19 protein-coding genes and 1 tRNA gene are annotated in these 22663 nt (G+C 42.2%); 17 read left to right on the top strand and 3 right to left on the bottom strand.

Features of this window, described 5'->3' with window-relative positions; all coding sequences use genetic code 11:
* Positions 1-156 precede the first annotated feature (156 nt).
* Positions 157-1857, top strand: a complete 1701-nt coding sequence (locus KOLE_RS05065) for an HD domain-containing phosphohydrolase (RefSeq protein WP_015868372.1) — start codon at positions 157-159, stop codon at positions 1855-1857.
* 733 nt (positions 1858-2590) lie between these two features.
* Entirely contained in the window at positions 2591-3325 is a 735-nt protein-coding gene (locus KOLE_RS05060; RefSeq protein WP_015868371.1) for a protein-L-isoaspartate O-methyltransferase family protein, read from the top strand.
* Between the two features lie 68 nt (positions 3326-3393).
* On the opposite strand, the gene KOLE_RS05055 is transcribed toward KOLE_RS05060, so the two are convergent.
* The 3 genes from KOLE_RS05055 to KOLE_RS05045 all read right to left on the bottom strand — a co-directional run bounded on the left by KOLE_RS05055 (position 3394) and on the right by KOLE_RS05045 (position 6144).
* The gene (locus tag KOLE_RS05055; protein WP_041288902.1) at positions 3394-4740 is read right to left on the bottom strand and encodes a cyclic 2,3-diphosphoglycerate synthase; all 1347 of its coding nucleotides are present in this window, start codon (positions 4738-4740) and stop codon (positions 3394-3396) included.
* Positions 4741-4874: 134 nt separating this feature from the next.
* Positions 4875-5063 carry a MoaD/ThiS family protein gene (locus KOLE_RS05050; RefSeq protein WP_015868369.1) on the bottom strand — a complete coding sequence of 63 codons (189 nt, stop codon included), beginning with the start codon at positions 5061-5063 and terminating at the stop codon, positions 4875-4877.
* Positions 5044-6144, bottom strand: coding sequence for a HesA/MoeB/ThiF family protein (locus tag KOLE_RS05045; RefSeq protein WP_015868368.1), 1101 nt, complete (start codon positions 6142-6144; stop codon positions 5044-5046). Before KOLE_RS05045 ends, KOLE_RS05050 begins: the two co-directional genes overlap by 20 nt.
* A gap of 141 nt (positions 6145-6285) precedes the next feature.
* Between KOLE_RS05045 and KOLE_RS05040 the strand changes: the two genes are divergently transcribed.
* From KOLE_RS05040 to KOLE_RS04965, 15 genes are all read left to right on the top strand, one after another.
* Positions 6286-6361, top strand: a tRNA-Pro gene (locus KOLE_RS05040).
* Between the two features lie 717 nt (positions 6362-7078).
* Positions 7079-8062 carry a LacI family DNA-binding transcriptional regulator gene (locus KOLE_RS05030; protein ID WP_237697554.1) on the top strand — a complete coding sequence of 328 codons (984 nt, stop codon included), beginning with the start codon at positions 7079-7081 and terminating at the stop codon, positions 8060-8062.
* A 16-nt stretch (positions 8063-8078) separates the two neighbouring features.
* Positions 8079-9095 (top strand): type II glyceraldehyde-3-phosphate dehydrogenase, encoded by a 1017-nt coding sequence (locus KOLE_RS05025; protein WP_015868366.1) that lies wholly within the window; start codon positions 8079-8081, stop codon positions 9093-9095.
* Positions 9096-9100: 5 nt separating this feature from the next.
* Positions 9101-10366 carry a phosphoglycerate kinase gene (locus tag KOLE_RS05020; RefSeq protein ID WP_015868365.1) on the top strand — a complete coding sequence of 422 codons (1266 nt, stop codon included), beginning with the start codon at positions 9101-9103 and terminating at the stop codon, positions 10364-10366.
* Positions 10363-11628 (top strand): nickel-dependent malate racemase, LarAH6 family, encoded by a 1266-nt coding sequence (larAH6, locus tag KOLE_RS05015; protein WP_015868364.1) that lies wholly within the window; start codon positions 10363-10365, stop codon positions 11626-11628. Before KOLE_RS05020 ends, larAH6 begins: the two co-directional genes overlap by 4 nt.
* Before the next feature lie 3 nt (positions 11629-11631).
* Entirely contained in the window at positions 11632-12486 is an 855-nt protein-coding gene (locus KOLE_RS05010; protein WP_015868363.1) for a transketolase, read from the top strand.
* Positions 12483-13460 (top strand): transketolase family protein, encoded by a 978-nt coding sequence (locus tag KOLE_RS05005; protein WP_015868362.1) that lies wholly within the window; start codon positions 12483-12485, stop codon positions 13458-13460. Before KOLE_RS05010 ends, KOLE_RS05005 begins: the two co-directional genes overlap by 4 nt.
* On the top strand, positions 13460-14527 hold the full coding sequence (locus KOLE_RS05000) for a tartrate dehydrogenase (RefSeq protein WP_015868361.1): 1068 nt from the start codon (positions 13460-13462) through the stop codon (positions 14525-14527). The genes KOLE_RS05005 and KOLE_RS05000 overlap by 1 nt, the downstream gene beginning before the upstream one ends.
* 16 nt (positions 14528-14543) lie before the next feature.
* Positions 14544-15347, top strand: a complete 804-nt coding sequence (locus KOLE_RS04995) for a 5-deoxy-glucuronate isomerase (RefSeq protein WP_202795108.1) — start codon at positions 14544-14546, stop codon at positions 15345-15347.
* Between the two features lie 3 nt (positions 15348-15350).
* Entirely contained in the window at positions 15351-17222 is a 1872-nt protein-coding gene (iolD, locus tag KOLE_RS04990; RefSeq protein WP_015868359.1) for a 3D-(3,5/4)-trihydroxycyclohexane-1,2-dione acylhydrolase (decyclizing), read from the top strand.
* 16 nt (positions 17223-17238) lie between these two features.
* The gene (gene iolE / locus KOLE_RS04985; RefSeq protein ID WP_015868358.1) at positions 17239-18135 is read left to right on the top strand and encodes a myo-inosose-2 dehydratase; all 897 of its coding nucleotides are present in this window, start codon (positions 17239-17241) and stop codon (positions 18133-18135) included.
* A 12-nt stretch (positions 18136-18147) separates the two neighbouring features.
* Positions 18148-19185 (top strand): inositol 2-dehydrogenase, encoded by a 1038-nt coding sequence (gene iolG / locus KOLE_RS04980; protein ID WP_015868357.1) that lies wholly within the window; start codon positions 18148-18150, stop codon positions 19183-19185.
* A 200-nt stretch (positions 19186-19385) separates the two neighbouring features.
* Complete coding sequence (locus KOLE_RS04975; RefSeq protein WP_015868356.1) at positions 19386-20738, top strand: ABC transporter substrate-binding protein; 1353 nt, start codon at positions 19386-19388, stop codon at positions 20736-20738.
* Positions 20739-20847: 109 nt separating this feature from the next.
* Positions 20848-21780 (top strand): carbohydrate ABC transporter permease, encoded by a 933-nt coding sequence (locus KOLE_RS04970; protein WP_041288661.1) that lies wholly within the window; start codon positions 20848-20850, stop codon positions 21778-21780.
* On the top strand, positions 21777-22652 hold the full coding sequence (locus tag KOLE_RS04965) for a carbohydrate ABC transporter permease (protein WP_015868354.1): 876 nt from the start codon (positions 21777-21779) through the stop codon (positions 22650-22652). Before KOLE_RS04970 ends, KOLE_RS04965 begins: the two co-directional genes overlap by 4 nt.
* Positions 22653-22663 lie beyond the last annotated feature (11 nt).

The raw sequence follows: 22663 nt of genomic DNA, 5'->3' as shown, positions 1-22663 counted from the left end.
TACATACAAACCATTGAACCCAATATAATAAAATAAGTGGATATTTTCCATATCAATCGATTGTGTGAAAATATTAAGCGTTGATTCAAAATTTAGTACGCTTAGAGGGTTCTTCTTAAAGCGGTTTTCATGGTAACATATTCTTGAGGAGAAAATATGACTGAAAATATACTGAAGCGACTAAGACGTCTGGCAAAAAAGTTTGATTACGAGCACGCCGATGAAATACAAAACGAACTTAAAAAGATTTTGGAAAAGAACGATTTAAATGATGAATCGTTCAATTTTGCCGTGGCACTTGACTTTGCCATAACAAAAGCTTTTGCAAAAAAACCCATCATAGAAAATTTTACAAAAGAACAATTACTGGAAGGAATCTATGAACTCGCGTATTTTTTTGTCAGAAGAAACCTTGATGGAAGAGCAAAATTGATTTTGTCGTTGGCTGAGGAATTTATAAAGAATGAAGATGAGAAACTTCTGTATGTTATCAAACTACGTTTTCTCCAGATGATGACCGCATTCGATACCGGGGATACGGCAGAAACCCTGAAAAACTATAACAAGCTGGTTCGATTAGAAAAATTCATCCCGGAGGATTTTGGTTTCGAATACTACAACGGTCTGGCTCTCGTTATCGCTCAATTCTTTCAGGAAGGTGATCCCGAAAGATATTATTTCGCGGCGCTAAAATACGCAGATACTGAAACAAAAAAATTGATAATCTTCATCAATCTGGCCAACTATTATTACAGTAAAAGAAGATATAAATCGGCCATAAATATACTTGAAAAAATCGATGATAATGCTTATCCAACTATAGTTGGATATCGTGAAACACTGAAATTGAAGATATTTTTGCAATTATCTGACTATAAAAAAGCTGCCATGGTTGTTCAAAAACTAGAAGAACTCAATTCACGAAAAGAGTGGATAAGTGATTGGTCTTCTCACATTTTTTTGGGACATTACTACGTTATGAAAGGAAACATCCAGCGCGCGAAAATTTATCATGAAAAGTTAATAAGTTCCCCTGAATATAAGATAAACAACTATATGAAAGGCGAAACACTCATTCTCGATGCATTGATAAAAAACAGCGAGGGTAAAAACTTTGAAGGCCTTAAAAGCGCAATAAAAGCATTTGAACTCTTGCACGTCTATAAAGTCAGTTCTCCGCATATAGAAGATCTTCTCAATAACCTTCTTGCAAGTATCGCGCTTATTTTTAAAGAACTCATCGAGGAACTCAGAAAGAAGGACAACTACACAGCTTCGCACACGCTCAGGGTCTCCATGATCTCCCACAGAATCGCCAGAAAACTCGGAATAGACCGCACCCACCTTTTCTATCTTTCCGTAGGTGCTATGTTCCACGACTTCGGGAAGATCGAAATACCTTCCGAAATACTGAACAAACCAACAAAGCTAACCCCTGAAGAAAGAGCGATCATTGAACAACATCCCCTGATCGGGGCTCAGTATTTGAAGAAGCAGGACTTTCCCAAAGAGATAGTGGACGTGGTTATGCTGCACCACGAACGCCTGGATGGCTCCGGCTATCCCTTGAGCTTAAAAGGAGAGGAAATACCTAAACTCGCCCAGATAGTCGCGATTGCGGATATCTACGACGCTCTGACGACCGATCGTCCGTACAGAAAAGGCTGGTCCTCATACGAAGCGCTGAAATATATCCACGACCACGGAAAAGATATTGTAAGAAAAGAAATAATCGAGAACCTCGAATTGTGTGCAAAAGAAGGGATTCCGCAACCTTACGAGCTTGGTTTCGAAGAGATCTGGTCTGAAATCCTCGAAGAGTTACTAAAAAAACAAACGGGGCACAGCCCCGTATAACTTCCACATTTCAGATTCTTATACTAAACTTCCCCCAATTCCTCGTCTTCCACAGGTACTGCCCAAAGTCCTGGACTTCCCATCGGTGTTGGTATCATTCTCATTACCCCCTTTAAATAGATTATGTATTCTTACTTACAGATTACTGCCTTCTACTTCCATGCGTTGTTTTGAATTTAATCGTTTGATGTAATTGATAGAATCTTTCTTATTTATTGTTCTAAAGTATATCTCATTCGTTTGACATCTTTATTGTACAATTCGAGGGCAATATCGCCAAAGAGTGTATAAACGTGATTATTCACGAGAATAACTGCTTTTTTTACTTGTAATCCTCAAAATTCGGTAATATCTCACTGTAAATCGGTTTTTTTAGCGTTTCCTTCGCTTTTCTTGTATAGTTTCCCTCGTGGAAATATCATACGATTGAGCTATAACATTGGATAAAAATCACCGTGAATTACTAACAAAATCGACCGAATTATTTTATATCGGAAAAAAGCGTTTGCATCACCGAAGCGGGTTTTCACAAATGAGATTTTGATATTGACTTGGCAAATTACTGCCTGATTAGAGATAACACTCTGCTGTGAAAAAAGAATATAACTGTTATACTTCGTAAGGGACTCACACTAATACGTGAAAGAAGACAAAAAAAAACAAAAATTGGCTAAAAATCCGAAGAAGGGAGGTACTGGCATTTCATTAATAATACGAGGAATGCCTAAACATCATGAAGTCCCGTGACCTCGCCGATGAACTGCTCCAGAGGAACATCATAAGAGATTCAAGAATTTATCAGGCGATGTGCGAAATTGACAGAAGCGAGTTTGTCCTGCCGAAATATAAATTCCTCGCGCACATCGATGAAGTCCTTCCTTCCGCAGAAAAGAACGGGTTCATCATCAGCACCTCAACCCAACCATCCCTTGTTGTCCAAATGATTCAAAATCTAAATCTCACAGGAAATGAGAAAGTGCTTGACATAGGGACAGGAACAGGATATGCCACTCTAATACTCGCCAAAATTCTCAAAGATGGCGAAGTCATTAGCATCGAGTACAATCGTGAACTCCATGAAATAGCACTAAGGAATTTCGAACGTTATGGGGTTGAAAATATTACCTGCATCAGTGGAGACGGATTTGAGGGATATAGTTTGAAGGCTCCTTACGATGCCATAATCTCTATGGTTGCTTGCGAAACCCTTCCCGTTCAATGGATAGAACAACTCAAAAGTTCAGGTGGAAGGATCGTTGCCCCGATTGTCTTCAACAGCTTTTACACACCAGTTTATAAGTTCACAAGAAAGGGAGAGCAAATACACGCTTATAAGTTAATAGACGCTGTTTTTATGTCAATGAAAGGGCAACACGAATATAGAACGTTCTTACCTCAGATCTTCGACTACGAACTTATTTTCGATGGAAAAAATTTAAAACCCATTGATGAAAACACTCTGGATTAAGAAACACCAAACAGTGCTCATAAAAAAGCCGGGAGATGACCTCCCGGCTTGATTCTTTTTATTCAAACTCAGATATTGTGCTTTTTCAGGAACTCATCTATTACCTGCTCCAGAGTTGGCTCACCAATCTCCTGAAGCTCGTATCTTACCCTCACAGCAGGTTTGTTTATCTTGATAACCCTTCTGAGGTCTATCGGGGTTCCAATTATGACAAGATCGGCGTCCGTGTTGTTTATGGTTTCTTCAAGCTCTTTCATCTGTTTTTCACCGTAACCCATGGCAGGCAGGATCTGGTCAAGATGGTTATACTTCTTGTAAGTATCGATTATAGAACCAACAGCATATGGCCTGGGATCGATTATCTCAGCAGCGCCATATTTCTTTGCAGCAACCCAGCCAGCACCATATCTCATTTCACCGTGAGTCAGGGTTGGTCCATCTTCGACAACAAGAACTCTTTTACCCTTGATACTCTCTCCATCTTCAACGATGAGCGGTGAAGCTGCATCGATAACGATGGCATTGGGATTGTATTTTGCAATGTTCTTCCTGACTATATCGATGCCTTCTGGATCTGCCGTTTCTTCTTTGTTGATAACAATAACATCGGCCATAATGAGGTTTGCCATTCCGGGGTAATATGTAATTTCATGACCGGGCCTGTGCGGGTCAACAACGGTTATATAAAGATCGGTTTTGTAGAAGGAGAAATCGTTGTTTCCGCCGTCCCAGAGAATAACGTCAACATCCTCTTTTTCAGCTTCGCGAAGAATGGCTTCGTAGTCAACACCAGCGTAAATAATAGAACCTCTGTCGATATGAGGTTCATATTCTTCACGCTCTTCAATAGTACATTCGTGCTTATCGAGATCTGAATAATCTGCAAATCTCTGGACCTTCTGCTTTACCAGATCACCATAAGGCATCGGGTGCCTGATAGAAACGACTTTCTTACCCTTGGCTCTGAGGATATCGAGAACCCTTCTGGTGGTCTGACTTTTTCCACAACCTGTCCTAATGGCACAAACCGAGATAACAGGCTTAGAAGATTTCAACATCGTGTTCTTTGGACCCATCAGTTTGAAATCCGCACCAGCCGCGAGAACTATTTCGGCTCTTTCCATCACGTACTGATGAGGAAGATCACTGTAAGAGAGCACAACTTCATCGATATTGTGTTCCCTTATAAGGTCGAAAAGTCTTTCTTCAGAATAGATAGGTATCCCATCAGGATACAGTTCGCCGGCAAGTTCAGCCGGATATTTCTTGTCATCGATACCGGGGATTTGTGTTGCCGTGAAAGCTACTACCTCATAATTTGGATTATCTCTAAAATACGTGTTGAAATTATGGAAGTCTCTTCCGGCAGCTCCCATTATTATGACGCGTTTCTTTGTCACAAATGTCACCTCCATTTGATTTTCTAAATGTACCGCTTTGATTTTATCAACGAAAATAGCTGCCTTCAAAAAGACCTATTCATAAAATACAGCAATTAAAGAAAAAGGACTCTTTTTTACCACAGTATGCATGAGTATGCGCGAGTATGCTAACCTCCATTCGCCGCATTTATTATTAGTACCCTGGCATCTGCATGAATAACATCTTCCGGACTTAACAAACGTCCATCCGCCATAACAAGTACCGGATCTCTTCTCAAACCGGTCTTTTCCAGAAGTTCTTTAACTGTCATGGATTCGTTGAATTTCCACTTCTTATCACCATAAACGACGTCCACGGCTATTCCTCCCACAAACAGGACATGTTTCCTTTTTTGGAACCTCAAAAGAACTGAAAATCATGTTCTTCAGATCAAACCAATACGCTTGAGGCAATTTCTTATTATTTAACAATGCAGATACCCAGTAAGCCTGCAGCAGTCCACCCAAATAGCTGGTAAATGGTAGAATTGGCTTTTTACCTTCTTTATCCTTTTTATCATCACCAACAAAGCATCTGTAACAAGATTCTTCAGGTGTATGTCTCATCACATAACCCTCGTATCCAGACACACCAGCGTCGATAAAAGGTACGTACCTGCGATAACACTCATAGTTGATTTCATAACGAGTCCTGAAATTATCCACCGCTGAAACAACAACATCTGGTTTCTCTTTTGACAACATTTCTCCACAAAATGTTGTCTCATAACCGATGATTTCAACGTCCTGCATGAAACGGGAAATCCTTTTCTCTAAAACCTTGACCTTTGGCTTCCCAATATCTTCGTAGAAATACAACGTCTGTCTGTGAAGGTTGGATACATTCACCCAATCATTGTCGACAACCACCAGCTTTTTCAATCCCCAACGGAGCAAATATTCAATTACCGGTGATCCAAGCCCTCCAGCTCCGACCACCATTACCTTTTTGTTTTCCGGGATTGAAAATCTGCCAAAATCCGGTATTATATCCGGGGAAAGCTTTGTGCCTTCCTTCTTCAAAAAAGCCATGAAGACCTTGCTTGCCAGTATTACCGCGGCTATATCCGAAATATTTGCCGGGGATTTTACTGTAACCCGATCATTGGTGTTGTCATACTCAACTGACATCTCACTTGAATTTTCGAAAATAACCGTAGTTTCTGAAGAAGGAAAAATATAAGAATTAATCCCCGAAAGAACTTTCATTTCATCCCAGGAATAGTCTTGGGAAACCCCAAGCAACCCTGACCTGAACAATAACCTTACTATCAACCTTTCGGCAGGTATTCTCGGAACTCCCAAAACCTGCTCTGTGAGTCTTTGTTGAAATTCAATATCAATACCTTCTACCAGAATCTGTCTTTCATATAAGGTGAGGATAACCGTATCATCCAAATTACCCCCCTCCTTCCCTCTCTTCTCAATTGAATTTTAACATGAATAAAGAAACCATATACCCTCCCGGATGTACAACAAAAAAGTGCCATAGACAATATACTTGAAAGTGATTGTTCTCTGTGATAGAATGAAGTTTAGCGGGGCGTAGCGCAGATGGAAGCGTGTCTGCATGGGGCGCAGAAGGTCGCTGGTTCAAGTCCAGTCGCCCCGACCAGGAACGGCGTTCGAAAAGAGCGCCGTTTCTTTTTTTTTTAGAAAGCCGAGACTATAAAAACCGGGTCTAGGGTGCAGATAAATAACCGAGAATCCGAGAACCGAGAGCCCGAGACCCGGGATTAGAGATCAAGAGCGAGATTGGATGTTAGAAACTGGAGATTGGAAAAACAAGAGAGTCTGAGAAAAACAGGATGCTTGCGGAAGCTGTCGACTGATGAAGCGACGTTTGGTAAAACCGTCATCCTGAACATGATTCAAGATCCGCTGTTCTTGATTTCTCGGATTCTCGGGTCTCGGACTCTCGGATTTTATACAGGATGCTGTGCCCTTTTTTGTCAGCGACGTAGTCGCTCCAAGCGTCAACGGCATAGCCATTCCAATCCTCCTGGACGCAGACCAGCGCTCACCACCAAAAATGTATCCGCATACATAAGCAATCTGCTTGTGAAATACTTCGCATTTATCATTTCGTGTTTCGCTTAAAAAGGTCATATGCCGTTGTATTTTGTGAAAAAATTCATATATTATATCTTTTCAATGCAATTGTAAGCGATTACATAATCACTTCAGTCAAAAACCGCTAATCCGGATTATTTAGTCCTGACTGTATATGTTCAGTAGAAAACAGGTTAGCTTTAATAACCTTTGATGTGAAATAATATGGCATATAAATGTAATCGCTTACAATTACCAAAGGAGGATGAAGCTTTTGAAAGTGAGAACAAAAGACATAGCACGAATCGCGAATGTATCAACTGCAACAGTATCCCGCGTTTTAAATGGAAGTCCGAATGTTTCTGAAAAAACCCGACAAAAAGTTTTGATGGCAATAGAATCTCTTGACTACACACCTGACCTTTTTGCAAAAAACCTTGCCAAAAAACGCTATTGGGAGATAGGAATAGGCTGTACTGATGAAGTTTTTAGGGGAATTGAAAGTAGAGATTATCAGTTTTATCTCAAGGTTATTGAGGGAATACAAAAGTACTTTTCCAGGAAAAAATGTAACTTTACCATTTTTTCCGTTGACTCTAAAAATCTCGAAGAAAACATAAAAGGAAAACAGGGGTTTTTGCTGGTCGGTGGAGGCGTTACTAAAAAAACTATTGATTTCTTTCAAAGTATCGGAAAACCCGTCGTTCTCGTTGACCAATATATTTATGGTTATGAAATTGATTGTGTTGTTTCCAATGGTTTCTATGGTGAGTACAAGTTAATAAAGTACTTTCTGGATAAAGGTTATCGTTCAATAGCTTATCTATTCGATACTGCCACCCACTTCAGCTATGAACAAAGAAGGCTCGGTTACGAAAAAGCTATGTACGAAAAAGGTTACACTCCTCTGGTTTATCCATTCAACGAAAAAAGCAACATGCTGGAAATCACAAAGAGAATCCTTGAAGAACACCCTGAAGTCGAAGCGATCGCTACCTGTGAAGACAGGGTTGCTCTTAAAGTAATTGAATGTTTGAAGGCTTTGGGAAAACGTGTTCCAGATGATGTGGGAGTAATGGGTTTTGACGATATAGAATCCGCAGAAACATCAGATCCTGCTTTGACAACGGTCAATGTCTTCAAAGAAGAAATGGGCTCTCTTGCTGCCAAAAGGCTTTTTGACCTGTTGAACAACGAAGACATAAGGCCTACACAGATATCGTTGTTTACCAACATTGTTATTCGAGACAGCGTGAAACTATAAACAGGAGGGATTTCAAATGGTAAAGGTCGGTGTAGTAGGTTATGGAACCATAGGGCAGAGACTTGCCGATGGAGTAGCATTTCAAGGTGATATGGAGCTTGTGGGGGTTGCCGATATTGGACCCACTCTTCCCGTTAGAGCACTGAAGGAAAAAGGAATGCCCTACGATTTTTATCTTGCTGTACCGGAAAACAGGGAGAAACTTGAAGAAGCCGGAATACCAATTTCCGGGACTCTGGAAGAACTAATCCAGAAGGTCGATATCATTCTTGATGCTACAAATGCCGGTGTTGGCGCAAAGAATAAGGTTCTTTATGAAAAGTACGGGAAAAAAGCCATCTTCCAGGGTGGAGAAAAAACAAGTGTAGCGGATGTTTTCTTCCATGGATATGCCAATTACGAAAAGGGAATCGGTAAACAGTTTTTGAAACTCACATCCTGTAACACAACCGGACTCATTCGCTCTGTTGATTGTCTCGACAGGGTCGTTGGAATAGATAGCGTAATGATCCATATAGTCAGACGTGTAGCTGATCCAGGTGATTATCACAGGGGGCTTACCAATGCCCTTAAAATCGATCCTGTTCCCAATCACCAGGCTGTTGACCTTATGCTGATAATGCCTCATGTAAAAGCTACGGGTGTTCTCGTTCACACACCGGTTACCCACGGACATATAATCACCGTATTTGCCAAACCAAAAAAGAAGATAACCAGAGAGGAAGTCCTCGAAAGTTTCAGAGCCCATCCAAGAATCAGAGTAGTGAGAATCGCGGACGGATTCCTCGGTAACGCATCTCTCTTCAAATACGCCAGAGATCTTGGAAACCCCAGAGGAGATATGTACGAGATAGCGATCTGGGAAGAAACGGTAACGATCTTTGAAGATCACATTATCTACGCCTTGAATATTCCTCAAGAAGCCGTCGTTATCCCTGAGACGATAGATGGTATCAGAGCAGCCATGGAAATGCAAACAGACAGACTTGAGGCTGTTGGGCTCACAAACAAATACTTGAAGATAGGGGGATAGTTTCCATGAGGGAGCTTCCTATCAATACTCTCGATGATTTCGATTTTAACAACAAGACCGTGATACTGAGAATAGACATAAACTCTCCCATAGATCCAAAAACAAAGAAAATCGTTAACGAAAATAGGCTAAATAAAAGCATTCCAACCATAAAAACTTTGATGGAGAAAGGCGCCAAAATTGCAATTCTTGCCCATCAGGGTGATACACTCGATTATCACAACCTGATACCAATGAACGAACATGCCGAGAAACTTTCCGAAAAACTTGGAAAGGAAGTCAAGTACATCGATGATGTTGCCGGACCTGCCGCTCAGGAAGCTGTTAAAAACTTAAAGCCAGGAGAAGCGATTCTTCTCGGTAATGTTCGCTATCTTACTGAAGAAGTTTCTACCTTTGAAAACGTCGTGAAATTAGAACCTCATGAAATGTTGAATACCTACATAGTAAGAAATCTCGCACCGCTTGCTGATTACTATGTCAACGATGCTTTTTCTGCTGCCCACAGAAATTCTCCTTCTATGGTTGCCTTTGAAGAGATTCTCCCAACTGCTGCTGGAGAACTGCTTTTCAAAGAAGTATCCGCACTAACAAGAGTCAGGGAAAATCCGGATAAACCAGCGGTGTTCGTTCTGGGGGGCCTGAAGATATCAGATGCTTTCGGTATGATGAAGGAAGTTCTCGAAAACGGTACAGCAGACAAAATCCTCACTTGTGGGGTCACCGGTATCGTTATGCAGATGGCGATGGGGAAAAAACTTGGAAAGGCCCAGGAAAAATTCATCTATGACCGGTCACTCGATGTATTCATAAAACCCGCTAAAGAGTATATGGAAAAATTTGGAGACAAATTTCTCAATCCGGTGGACTTCGCTTACGAGAGAGATGGAAAAAGGGTGGAATGTTCGATCGATGATCTCCCAATAGATGATGTGCTTTTCATGGATATTGGAACCAAAACGATAGAGCTTTATAAAGAGGAGATTAATAGAGCTGGTACTATCTTCGTTAATGGTCCAGCTGGTGCCTACGAAAACCCAATCTTTGAAAAGGGAACACGGGAAATCTGGAACGCAATAGCTGATGCTCCTGGTTACAGCGTCGTTGGAGGCGGCGACAGCGTTACAGCCGCCCAAAAACTTGTAGAAAATGCCGAAAAAAAGTTCGGCTACATCTGTACGGCAGGCGGGGCAATGGTTAGATTCCTTTCTGGAAAAGAACTTCCTCTTATAAAAGCTTTGAAAAAAGCTTTTAGGAAGGTTGAAAAATGATACGTGAGTTTTCCCTCCCTTATGGCAAGAGGCAATTACCGGTTAAATTGCCTCTTGCTGGGTTTGCAGGTGAGTTTTTGCCAATAAGGCACGTTTCAGGAAAAACCGATGAAGAAATCATTGAACATGCCCTGGACAATCCTGTTGCTTCTAAAAGGGTGGAGGAACTCGTTAAACCAGGCCAAAAGGTTGTGATAGTAACAAGTGATATGACGCGTCCCTGCCCCAGCGATGTAATGTTACCCCCGCTTTTAACCCGATTGAATAAAGCTGGTGTTCCGGATGATCATATCACTATTGTTATAGCGCTGGGGCTGCACAGAAAAATGACTGATGAAGAGCTCAGAAGAATCGTAGGTGAAAGTGTTTTCAATCGAGTCAAGGTAATCAACCATGATGCCGATGATGTAGTTCAAGTAGGAGTTACCAGCAGAGGTACCCCTGTTGAAATCTTTAGACCCGTTGTTGAAGCAGACTTTCTTATTTGCTTGGGAAACGTTGAATTCCATTATTTTGCTGGGTTCTCTGGTGGTGCCAAAGCTATTATTCCTGGTGTTGCTTCTGCCAGGACAATTCGCCAGAACCATTCTCACATGATCGAGGATGGTGCGGTTACTGCCAATATAAAAAACAATCCCGTAAGGTTAGATATTGAAGAAGGAGTCAAATTCATCGGAATAGATTTCATCTTAAATGTAATCGTTGATGAAAACCACAAAATTGTAGCTGCTGCATCGGGAGACTGGATTCAAGCTCACAGATTTCTTTCCAGAAGACTTGAAGAAACCGGGGCTATCTATATTGACAAAAAGGTGGATATTGCCGTTGTCAGTGCTGGTGGTTTTCCCAAAGATATAAATCTTTACCAGGCACAAAAGGCAATCGATAACTGCGCTGGAATTCTCAAGAAAGATGGAATAATGATCCTGCTGGCAGAATGCCCCGAAGGTTATGGAAGTGAAACTTTCAGACAGTGGATAACTTCCGGAAAAAAACCAGAAGAATTGATACAGGACATAAAAAACAAATTCGTTCTTGGGGGACACAAAGCGGCAGCAATAGCAAAAGTTGCCATGAAATCCAGAATATTCCTGGTAACTTCCGAAAAGTTAGCGAATGAAAAACTTACAGGGATCGAAATTTTTACGGATGCGGATAAGGCAATATCAAAAGCTTTTGAAATGAAAGGTGAGAAGGCTGAGTATGCTGTCTTCCCGCTTGGAGCTTCAACTTTACCGAGAGTTAAGAGAGGTGAGAACTGAATAATGCTGACAGAAAAAGAAATCAGGGAACTCGAGAAGTTTGCTCTTGAAATTCGGATACAAACATTAAAAGAATTAGGATATCTCGGTTTTGGGCATATCGGTGGTGCCATGTCAATCGTTGAGCTTCTGGCCGTTCTCTATGGGAAGGAAATGAGATACGACCCAAAAAACCCAAAATGGGACGGTCGGGATTGGTTCATTCTTTCTAAAGGACATGCAGGGCCGGCACTTTACGCAACGCTCGCTTTGAAAGGGTTCTTTTCTATTGATCTACTGAAAACGCTGAATCAGGGCGGGACGAACCTTCCAAGTCACTGTGACAGAAACAAAACACCCGGTATAGACATGAGCACAGGCTCTCTAGGTCAGGGAATCTCCATGGGAATCGGTGTTGCTCTGGGTTTTAAGATGGACGGTAAAAGCAATTACGTTTATGTCGTTCTTGGAGATGGAGAATGCCAGGAAGGACAGGTTTGGGAAGCGGCGCTTTACGGTGGAAATGCCAAACTTGACAACCTTATAGTTTTCGTTGATTACAACAAGCAGCAGCTCGATGGCTACATCGACGATATCAACCCATTGGGAGATCTTAGAGAGAAGTGGGAAGTATTCGGATGGCATAGTCAAGAAGTCGATGGCCACAACGTTGCAGAGATTTATGATGCCATCCAGAAGGCCAAGAAAACAAAAGGGAAAAGCTCTGTAATTATCCTTCATACAATAAAAGGAAAAGGCTGCAGTTTCGCCGAAGGTATTGAGTTGAACCATCATATGAAATTCACAGAAGAACAAATAGAACAAGCAATAAAGCCTCTTGAAGAAGAACTCCGCAGGAAAGAAAGGGATCTCGCATGACAGTAAAAATTGTTAAAAATAGAATCCCCGATACTGAGATGATGAGGGACGTTTATATCCAGAATCTCATAGAACTGGCAAAAAAGGATAAAAATATCGTCGTTCTGGATGCCGATTTGATGCATTCGAATGCCACCCACAAATTTCTCAAAGAATTCCCAGACAGAACAATCAACGTAGGTGTTCAGGAAGCTAATATGATAGGTATCGCCGGAGGGCTTTCCGCTACCGGGAAGATTCCTTTCACCCATACTTTCGCCTGTTTCAATACCAGAAGAGCCCTGGATCAGATCTATATTTCGATTGCTTATGCACAACTGAATGCGAAACTGATCGGAACAGATCCAGGAATAACCGCTTCTTACAACGGCGGTACTCATATGCCTTTAGAAGATGTTGGGATAATGCGCGGAATCCCCAACATGACTATTGTTGAACCTGTTGATAACGTCATGATGAAAAACATCCTCAAAGACATAACATACACGTATGGGCCTTTTTACGTCAGGGTTTCCAGAAAGTTCCCGGTGAAGATATACGAAGAAGGTTCCACCTTTGAAATAGGCAAAGGCATCATCTTACGTAATGGAAAAGACGTGACGATAATAGCCTCAGGCATTATGGTGGCTGAAGCTCTCGACGCTGCTGACATCCTTGAAAAAGAAGGTATTGACGCCAGAGTGGTGAACATATTCACCATCAAGCCCATCGACAGAGAACTCATTACTTTATGTGCCGAGGAGACAGGAGCCGTCGTCACCGCAGAAAATCACAACATCCATAACGGTCTTGGTTCCGCTGTTGCTGAGGTTCTTGTAGAAAATTGTCCTGTTCCTATGGAAAGGGTTGGAGTTTTTGATCTCTTCGGCGAAGTCGGAAGTGTTGATTATCTCAAGAAACGATTCCAACTTACTTCCAACGATATAGTTAAAAGCGTAAAGAAAGTACTTTCCAGGAAGAAGAGGTGTATGTAATGAGAAAGTACAAAATCGCGGTGATACCGGGTGACGGGATAGGCGTAGATGTTATTAACGAAGGGCTAAAAATCCTCGAAACAGCTAAAGAACTCCACGGTGGCTTTGATTTTGAATACACCCATTTGCCCTGGGGCTGTGAATATTACAAAAAAACCGGAAGAATGATGCCTGAAGACGGTTTGAGAATCCTGAAAGATCATGAGGCTATATATCTTGGTGCTGTCGGATTCCCAGGTGTACCGGATCATGTGTCATTGTGGGGACTGCTTCTGCCTATAAGAAAGGAATTCGATGAATACATAAACCTGAGACCGATAAAGTTGTTGAAGGGCATACAGGGCCCCCTGAGAAAAGGCCCTGAGGATATAGATTTCGTTGTCGTCAGGGAAAACGTTGAAGGGGAGTACTCCGGAGTTGGAGGTCTGGCGTATCAGGGAACTGCATCCGAAATCGCGTTGCAAACCAATGTATTTACGCGTTTTGGAACGGAACGAGTTATGAGATATGCCTTCGAACTGGCAAGAAAGAGAAAGAAAAAACTTATATCCGCCACAAAATCTAACGCTTTGAATTACAGCATGGTCTTCTGGGACAGGGTTTTCAACGAAGTTGCCAAAGATTACCAAGACGTTCAAACACAGGTTATGCACGTTGATGCTTTGTCTGGATACTTCATTTTGCATCCTGAAAGGATAGATGTGGTCGTTGCATCAAATCTTTTCGGGGATATTCTAACGGATCTAGGATCCGCAATGCAGGGAAGCATCGGTATAGCACCCGGTGCCAACATCAATCCAGAGAGAAAGTATCCTTCCATGTTTGAGCCCGTTCATGGTTCCGCACCAGATGTTGCTGGCAAGGGAATAGCAAATCCTATCGGAGCCATATGGGCCGCTTCCATGATGCTTGACTTTTTGGGAGTACCTGAAGCTGCCAAATTGATATTCGATGCTATGGAAGCAGTTACAGAGGAAGGAAAATACCTGACCGTAGATCTGGGCGGAAATTCAACTACCCAGGAAGTAGGAGAGGCCATAAGAAATAAAATGAGAGAACTCGTGTGAATTTCAGAGGGGGCGGATGGTGATGTTTCTACTCAAACCAGATGGAATTTTTCAATGGGGATATACGTCAATTACAGAGGAAGGAGAAGCATCTGGAAATACCATGATGGATTTTGGCATCTTGCGTCTCGAAGCTGGTAAAACCTATGAATGTTCCCTTCCGAAAGAACGTGCATTTCTCTTGCTAAGTGGAAATGTTATTTTCTTTTTCAATGAAGAGAAACGAGAAGCAAAAAGAAATTCCCTTTTTGATGAAGGCCCAACGTGTTTGCACGTCCCACAAAAGACTCCCGTGAAGATCGAGGCTGTGAGTGATTCGGAGATCGCGATCGTTCGCACGACTAACGATAAAACTTTTCCATCGCGTTTGTACACCCCATACGATGTAGAAGACGAATACCGCGGGCAGGGTACCATGCAGGAAACCTCAACCCGTATAGTCAGAACTATATTCGACATAAACAACGCACCAGACGCGAAACTGGTTCTTGGCGAGGTTGTGAATTTTCCGGGTAAATGGTCGAGTTACCCGCCACATCACCATCCTCAACCAGAAATCTATCACTACCGTTTCTTACCCGAACAGGGTTTTGGTTTCGCGATGCTTGGAGATGAAGTTTTTAAAGTCAGAAATGGCTACACAGTGAAAATACTAAACGATCTATCACACCCTCAGGTAAGTGCTCCTGGTTATGCAATGTATTACATATGGGCAATTCGCCATCTTGATGATAATCCTTACATAACACCGGTTTTCGAACCAGAACATACATGGGTCATGAACAAGAATGCGCCCATATGGACAAAGAGAGGTGAATGATCCTTGAAAACAATTCGGTTGACTACGGCTCAAGCCTTACTGAAATTTCTTGATGCTCAGTATGTTGAATTGGACGGGGAAGAACACAAATTTGTCAAAGGGGTTTACGGTATATTTGGCCACGGTAACCTTCTTGGTATCGGTGAAGCTCTGGAAAATATGAAGGATCTTTCTTTAACGTTCTACCAGGGACACAACGAACAGGGCATTGTTCATGCCGCTACCGCCTATGCAAAACAAAAAAACCGCCTCGAAATATTCGCCTGTACCAGCTCCATTGGTCCTGGAGCACTTAATATGGTTGTCGGAGCTGCAACGGCCACCGTAAATAGGATTCCTGTTTTGTTGTTACCGGGAGATACTTTCGCTGACAGACAACCCGATCCCGTTCTTCAACAAATTGAAATGCCTTACAATCCAACAATAACGTCTAATGATGCTTTTAAGGCTGTAAGCAAATACTGGGACAGGATAGAAAGGCCTGAGCAGCTTATGTCCGCTGCTCTGAATGCAATGAGGGTTCTTACAGATCCAGCCGAAACAGGAGCGGTTACCCTCTGTCTTCCACAGGACGTTCAGGGAGAAGCTTACGATTACCCGGTCGAATTTTTCGAAAAGAGGGTTCATCATATAGACCGCCGTCCACCTTCTCTACCCGCTCTTGAGAGAGCTGTCGATTTGATCCTTCAAAAGAAGAAACCTTTGATCATAGCCGGTGGAGGTGTGCATTATTCACTAGCAGTAGAAGAGCTTCGAGAATTTGCGGAAGCCTTCAACATTCCGGTGAGCGTAACGCAGGCCGGTAAGAGCGTTATGTTGTGGGATCATCCTTTAAATATGGGAGGCGTCGGAACTACCGGTACCCTGGCTGCAAATATTCTTGCAAAAGAAGCAGACCTGATTATAGCTATCGGTACGCGCCTCATGGATTTCCCAACTGCTTCCAAAACAGCTTTCCAGAATCCGGATGTCAAAATTTTGAGCATAAACGTAAATCCATTCGATGGTCTGAAAATGGATGCAGAGTATTTGAATGCTGATGCAAAACTTGCCCTTAAAGAACTCAAAAGAATCCTTAAGGAGAAAAGCTATCGCTCCGGACATTCCGAAGAAAGGCTGAAAGAACTCAAAGCTCAGTGGGATCGTGAGGTAGATAGACTTTATTCTTTGAGATCTGATAAAGGAATTCCTCAAACAGCCGCACTTGGTGTCATAAATGAATTCGCGACAGAAAATGACATCTTTGTTGCTGCCGCTGGCAGTCTACCGGGAGATCTCCACAGACTCTGGAGATGTAAGGGAATCAAGACGTATCACATGGAATACGGTTTTTCATGTATGGGTTACGAGGTTTCCGGTACCTTCGGTGTTAAGATGGCTGAACCCGAAAAAGAGGCATTCGCTCTTCTGAGCGATGGAAGCTTCCTCATGCTCCATTCCGAACTCATCACCAGTCTTCAAGAAGGCAAAAAGATAAACGTGATAATTCTCGACAACGGAGGCTTCCAGAGTATAAACAGCTTGCAAAAAGGACATGGAAGTAAAACAGGTTTTGGAAACGAATTACGTTATCGTTCTAAAACCACCGGAAAACTTGATGGAGACTATATGAAGATCGATTTCGCAGGTATAGCAAAAAGTCTTGGCGCAAAAGCCTACACGGCAAGAACTATTGAAGAACTGAAAGACGCTCTCGAAAAAGCTAGAAAAGAAGACATAAGTGTTCTTATAGACGTTAAGGTACTTCCCGGCACGCAATCAGGAGGTTATGAGTCCTGGTGGAGAGTTGGCGTTGCAGAGGTTTCAGAAAGTGATACCGTAAGGAAAGCCTTTGAAGAAAACCAGAAATACATGAAGAAAGCCAGAAAATGGTAATCGAGGGGGAGTTCTTGTGGTCGTAAGAGAGGATATAGGGTTAGGAATTGCTCCGATTGGATGGACCAACGACGACATGCCAGAACTTGGTGGAGATATTCCTTTTGAACAATGCATCGACGAAATGGCAGAAGCAAAATTTGAAGGGTGTGAGGTTGGAAACAAATTCCCAAGAGATCCTGAGGTATTAAGAGCTGCTCTTGAACCGAGAGGCCTTCAGGTAGCCAGCGCCTGGTTCAGCACCTTCTTTACCACCAAAGATCCCGAAGAAACCTATACTGCCTTTCTGAAACACCGCGACTTTCTCCATGCAATGGGCGCAAAAGTTATTGTCGTTTCTGAGACTGGAAAATCTATTCAGGGGGAGATAAACACCCCCCTGCACAGCGCAAAACCTATCTTCAGTGACATGGATTGGAAAAAACTGGTGGATGGACTTCATGAATTGGGAAAACTGGCTGCGGAAAAAGGTATGAAAATTGTTTTCCACCATCACATGGGTACGGGCGTTCAGACTTACGAAGAAATCCGAAAACTCATGGAACTCACTGATCCAGAACTCGTTTACCTCCTTGTAGATACCGGTCACATGGTCTTCGCTGGTGGAGATCCTGTTGAATTAATAAAAGAGTTTGGCCCAAGAATTAAACACGTTCATTTCAAAGATTTACGAAAAGACGTAATGGAACGCTCTTTCAAAGATGATCTTAGTTTTCTAAATTCTGTTAAACTCGGGGTTTTCACGGTCCCCGGCGACGGAACGATTGATTTTGTTCCAATCGTAAAAGCACTGGATGAAATAGATTACAAGGGCTGGATTATTGTCGAAGCCGAACAGGATCCGAAGCTTGCGCCACCACTTGAATACGCAATAAAAGCCAGGAATTATCTATCCAGTGTACTGGGATTTTAGGAGGAGAAAGATATGGCGAAGAAAAGCAAAGTGAAGATAGGGGTTATAGGTGCCGGGAGAATCGGAAAGATACATATCGAAAACCTCGTTAAAAATGTTCCTGATGCCGAGGTTACTATCATTGCCGATCCCCTTGTAAATGAAACAAAAGAATGGGCGAAAGAGTTTGGTATAGAAAGAGTGGTATCCGATCCTTACGAAGTCATAGCGGATCCAGAAGTTGATGCAGTTGTTGTCTGTAGTCCAACTAACACTCACGCTGATTTGATTGTTGCCACAGCAAAAGCGGGAAAAGATATCTTCTGCGAAAAACCAATTGATCTGGATCTTAAAAAGACGATAGAAGCTTTGAGGGTCGTCGAGGAAACCGGCGTAAAACTTCAAATAGGATTCAACAGGCGCTTCGACCATAATTTCAGGAAAATCAAGAAACTCATCGAAGATGGAAAACTGGGAAACGTTCACATAGTGAATATAACATCCAGAGATCCCAATCCCCCCTCGATAGACTATGTAAAGAGCTCGGGCGGCATATTCATGGATATGACTATCCACGATTTCGACATGGCCAGATACCTTGTAGGTAGTGAGGTAACCGAAGTTTATGCTGTTGGAGGTGTAATGGTCGATCCGAGAATCGGAGAGGCTGGAGACTTTGATACAGCTGCTGTAGTCCTCAAATTTGAGAATGGTGCCACATGTCTCATAGATAACAGTAGAAAAGCCGTTTATGGTTATGACCAGAGAGTTGAGGTTTTCGGTTCCAGAGGAAACGCAATGGCTTTAAATGACAGACCGACAAACGTTGTAGTTAGTACTGAAGAGGGTGTTTCAAGTGACAAGCCCCTATATTTCTTCCTCGAAAGATACATGAAATCTTTCGAGGAAGAGATGAAGAACTTTATTGACGCTCTAACAAAGAACAAAGAATTGCCTGTCACCGGGAATGATGGACTCAAAGCTATCATCATTGCCAAAGCAGCAACATTATCCGCTAAAGAAAAAAGACCTGTCAGGATAGAGGAAATAGAAAAAACTGCGCTGGGTTAAGTGCTTTGGTACGACGAGATAAGCTTCGTGAATGTTGATGCTGTACTACAACTCCTATTACCACCAATTTAAGGAGGTGATACTTGGGGGGATCCGAACGCGGTTCAAATCAAAAGGGTTAGCCATGTATAGGTTCCGTGGAGAAAGGGTGCTTTTATTTTGGATTGTTTATCAAAATTGAAAGAAGGAGGGAATTACTTATGAAAAGGTCTTTTTGGTTGTTAGTACTGTTGCTTATGCTGGGGACTTCATTGCTTGCGGTTCAAACAATTAAACTTGTTGCCTGGACTGTTGGACCAGATGATCCATCCATCAACAGAAAGCTGAACCTCGATAGAGCAGCCGAAATGCTCAATGCTATGCTGGAGGCTTCAGGTTCGGACATAAGAATCGAACTCGTATCTTCTTTTGACTCGACGGATTGGTCTTCCTACAAACAGAGAGCGTTAATCGCTTTCCAATCCCCGGACCAGCAATTGGACATCATCACAAGTGGACATGACGATATCGGCATGTGGGCAAAAGCCGGATACGTCAGACCTCTTGACGAATACATCAAAAAGTTCTGGAATCTTGGATTCTACGACATTATTCCGTCACTGTGGGAAGCCATGAAATTCAAAGGAAAGATTTATGGTGTTCCACAGGACACTGAAGCAAGACCTTTCTACGCAAGAAAAGACAAACTTCTGGCTATGGGTTACACTGAAGAAGAAATAGCTGACATGATGGAAAAATTTGCCACTGGTGAATACACACTTTACGACGCCGTGAAGATATCACAGGAAGCAATCAAAGCAGGAGTCGTTAAGTGGGGAATCTGGCACAGACCAAAACCCGGTGTGGATTACTTCCAGATCTTCAATTCCTTCGGTGTTCAGTATTATGATCCCGATCAGGGTAAATTGGTATTCGACAAGGCCGGTTATTTGAAAGCATTCCAGTTCTTCTATGACATTTGCAATACCTACAAAGTCACTCCAAAGAACCTCATCGGTACACCATGGAACACAATACACAGATCCTTTGCTGGTCCCGAAGGAGACGTACTCTTCTACCTCGGAGGAACCTGGAACGTTGCCGAATGGATGAATATGTTCGGTTACACAAAAGAAGATATAAAAGCGAAGTTTACCTACACTCTCGTACCCAGCGCTGAAAAAGGGAAACCCGGTAACACCATTTCCCATCCGGTTGCATACATGGTTACATCAAAATCAAAATATCCAGAACTTGCCACACTACTTATTCTTCTCGCGTCCGATGCAAGGTTGAACGCAATTCACGCAGTAAACAGCGGTCACCTGGCAATCAGATATGCTGAACTTTCACTGCCAATGTACGCGGAAGATGATTTCTTAACCGACACCGCAAAGAAACTCCTACCCTACGCCACATTCGCTCCTAACAACGACAGATTCAATGAATACAACAAAATCATATTCGATGCTATGACCGGTCTTGAATCCGGAAAGATGACTCCTAAATTTGCCGTAGAATGGGTAGTTCAGCGTTTGAGAGCCCAGCTAAAGGATGAAGTAATAATTAAGTAATCACCGTTCTTTCCCGTCCTCGCACACTCGTTTTGAGTGTGCGGGGTTATTTCCCTTGTTTTTGGACTCTTTTTGAAGGGAGGAAGTGCTTCTTGTTGCACGTCGACATATGAAAAGCAAAGCAGTCGTTTATAAAAGATCCAGATTAAAAACCCGTTTTACACTGGCAACCTTTATTATGCCAGCATTACTGCTTACCGTGGTATTCTTTTTCATACCGGTTATTTTAACGGTTATTCTATCTTTAACCTCGATGGATTATAGATTCAACTGGGATTTCGTGGGGATACAGAACTTCATAGACATGTTTAGAGATTTCATGATCAAGGGAGTCATCAAGAACACGATCATATATGTCGCTTTTACCCTTGCATTTTTCAATGTCGGTTTGTCTCTTGTTCTTTCGATTTTAACGACAAGTATAGGAGATCGTGGTGGCACCATCTTCAGGCTCATCTGGATGATGCCCCGATTAACTCCATCTGTCGTTTATGGATTGCTCTGGCTGTGGATCTTCGATCCCACAAAGTACGGTTTGATAAATGGAATACGTTCAGCCCTTTTCAACGGGGTAGAACCTATTGATTTCTTGTGGCAACATCCTATGCTCATTATCATCATCGCCAACGGGTTCGTTGGTGCTTCGTTTGGAATGATCTTATTTACCTCTGCGATTAAATCTATTCCAAAGGATTATTTATATGCAGCAAGTGTAGATGGAGCTAGCTGGTTTTACAGATTAAGAAAGATCATTCTCCCATTGCTAAAATGGCAGATACTTTTTACAACGGCATACCAAACGTTATCACTTCTTACATCCTTCGAATACATTCTCATAATCACCGACGGTGGCCCTGTGTTCTCAACAGAAGTCTGGGCACTTTACACATACCATAATGCTTTTGAAAACTTTAGATTTGGTTTCGGAGCAGCTCTTTCATTAGTACTGGTAGTAATTGGTCTGGTAGCTTCTCTGGTGTATTTGAAAATATTCAGATTCAAGGAAATGATTCAAGAACCACGGATAGAGGTTGATGCATGATGGAAAAAACGACAGGAAGAACATATAAAATCACCTTTTTTCAAAGAAAGAAAGAGAAAATTGCAAGCCTGGTAATCTACACCATTCTAATCGTTGTAAGTCTCCCAATTGTTCTCGGATACCTTTGGCTTTTCTTGAGTTCTTTTTCTGAAAATATGAAGTACGGAATCATTCCCACAAAGTTAACCCTTCACAACTGGAGATTTCTCTGGGAGTCAATCGCTGGCTATCCAAATATATGGCATATCACACTCAACACGCTTATCGTAGCTTTAATGGTCATGTTCCTGGAATTATTCATCACAAGCTTCGCTGGTTATGCTCTTTCACGTTTCAAATTCAAAGGTAGACGAACGATGCTGATGGGGATACTGGTTCTTCATTCTTTCCCATCCGTGTCACTTCTGGTAGCTATTTACTACGTTCTTAAGGTTTTAGGACTCATTAACAACCTGTGGGGAGTAATATTACTAAAGGCAGCACTGGAAATCCCATGGGGGGCCTGGATCATGAAAGGCTTTTACGATCAACTGCCCTGGGAACTTGAATGGGCTGGGGTAGTGGACGGTTATTCTCGAATCCAGGTTTTCTTCAAAGTCATTCTTCCTCTGGTAAAACCCGGTCTTGCCGTGACCGCGATTTTTGGGTTCCTCTCCGGTTGGGGAGAATTCATCTTTATCAACACTTTCATTCTCGACCAACAAACCTGGACATTATCAAGGCTAATTAAAGGTGTAATCGGAGACTTCAGGTTTGTCGACTATGGTCTTCTTACAGCAGTATCTTTGTTTTACATGCTCCCAACACTCGTATTCTACCTCTTTACGAATAAATACCTGTTAGAAGTCAATATAACCGGTACGAAAGGATAAAGATAAGGAGT

Origin of the sequence: Kosmotoga olearia TBF 19.5.1 (genome assembly GCF_000023325.1) — a bacterium.
GTDB lineage: Bacteria > Thermotogota > Thermotogae > Petrotogales > Kosmotogaceae > Kosmotoga > Kosmotoga olearia.
Note: the sequence above shows the minus strand (reverse complement) of the source record. Positions and strands in the feature narration are given on the sequence as shown.

What these genes read in the sequence shown, in the direction of transcription:
- KOLE_RS05055 (WP_041288902.1), bottom strand. Translation starts at nt 4,740, where the DNA reads ATGGAGGTGACATTTGTGACAAAGAAACGCGTCATAATAATGGGAGCT.
- KOLE_RS05000 (WP_015868361.1), top strand. Translation starts at nt 13,460, where the DNA reads ATGAGAAAGTACAAAATCGCGGTGATACCGGGTGACGGGATAGGCGTA.
- KOLE_RS05065 (WP_015868372.1), top strand. Translation starts at nt 157, where the DNA reads ATGACTGAAAATATACTGAAGCGACTAAGACGTCTGGCAAAAAAGTTT.
- KOLE_RS04975 (WP_015868356.1), top strand. Translation starts at nt 19,386, where the DNA reads ATGAAAAGGTCTTTTTGGTTGTTAGTACTGTTGCTTATGCTGGGGACT.
- KOLE_RS05020 (WP_015868365.1), top strand. Translation starts at nt 9,101, where the DNA reads ATGAGGGAGCTTCCTATCAATACTCTCGATGATTTCGATTTTAACAAC.
- KOLE_RS04995 (WP_202795108.1), top strand. Translation starts at nt 14,544, where the DNA reads ATGGTGATGTTTCTACTCAAACCAGATGGAATTTTTCAATGGGGATAT.
- KOLE_RS05010 (WP_015868363.1), top strand. Translation starts at nt 11,632, where the DNA reads ATGCTGACAGAAAAAGAAATCAGGGAACTCGAGAAGTTTGCTCTTGAA.
- KOLE_RS05025 (WP_015868366.1), top strand. Translation starts at nt 8,079, where the DNA reads ATGGTAAAGGTCGGTGTAGTAGGTTATGGAACCATAGGGCAGAGACTT.
- iolG (WP_015868357.1), top strand. Translation starts at nt 18,148, where the DNA reads ATGGCGAAGAAAAGCAAAGTGAAGATAGGGGTTATAGGTGCCGGGAGA.
- KOLE_RS04965 (WP_015868354.1), top strand. Translation starts at nt 21,777, where the DNA reads ATGATGGAAAAAACGACAGGAAGAACATATAAAATCACCTTTTTTCAA.
- KOLE_RS05060 (WP_015868371.1), top strand. Translation starts at nt 2,591, where the DNA reads ATGAAGTCCCGTGACCTCGCCGATGAACTGCTCCAGAGGAACATCATA.
- larAH6 (WP_015868364.1), top strand. Translation starts at nt 10,363, where the DNA reads ATGATACGTGAGTTTTCCCTCCCTTATGGCAAGAGGCAATTACCGGTT.
- KOLE_RS05005 (WP_015868362.1), top strand. Translation starts at nt 12,483, where the DNA reads ATGACAGTAAAAATTGTTAAAAATAGAATCCCCGATACTGAGATGATG.
- KOLE_RS04970 (WP_041288661.1), top strand. Translation starts at nt 20,848, where the DNA reads ATGAAAAGCAAAGCAGTCGTTTATAAAAGATCCAGATTAAAAACCCGT.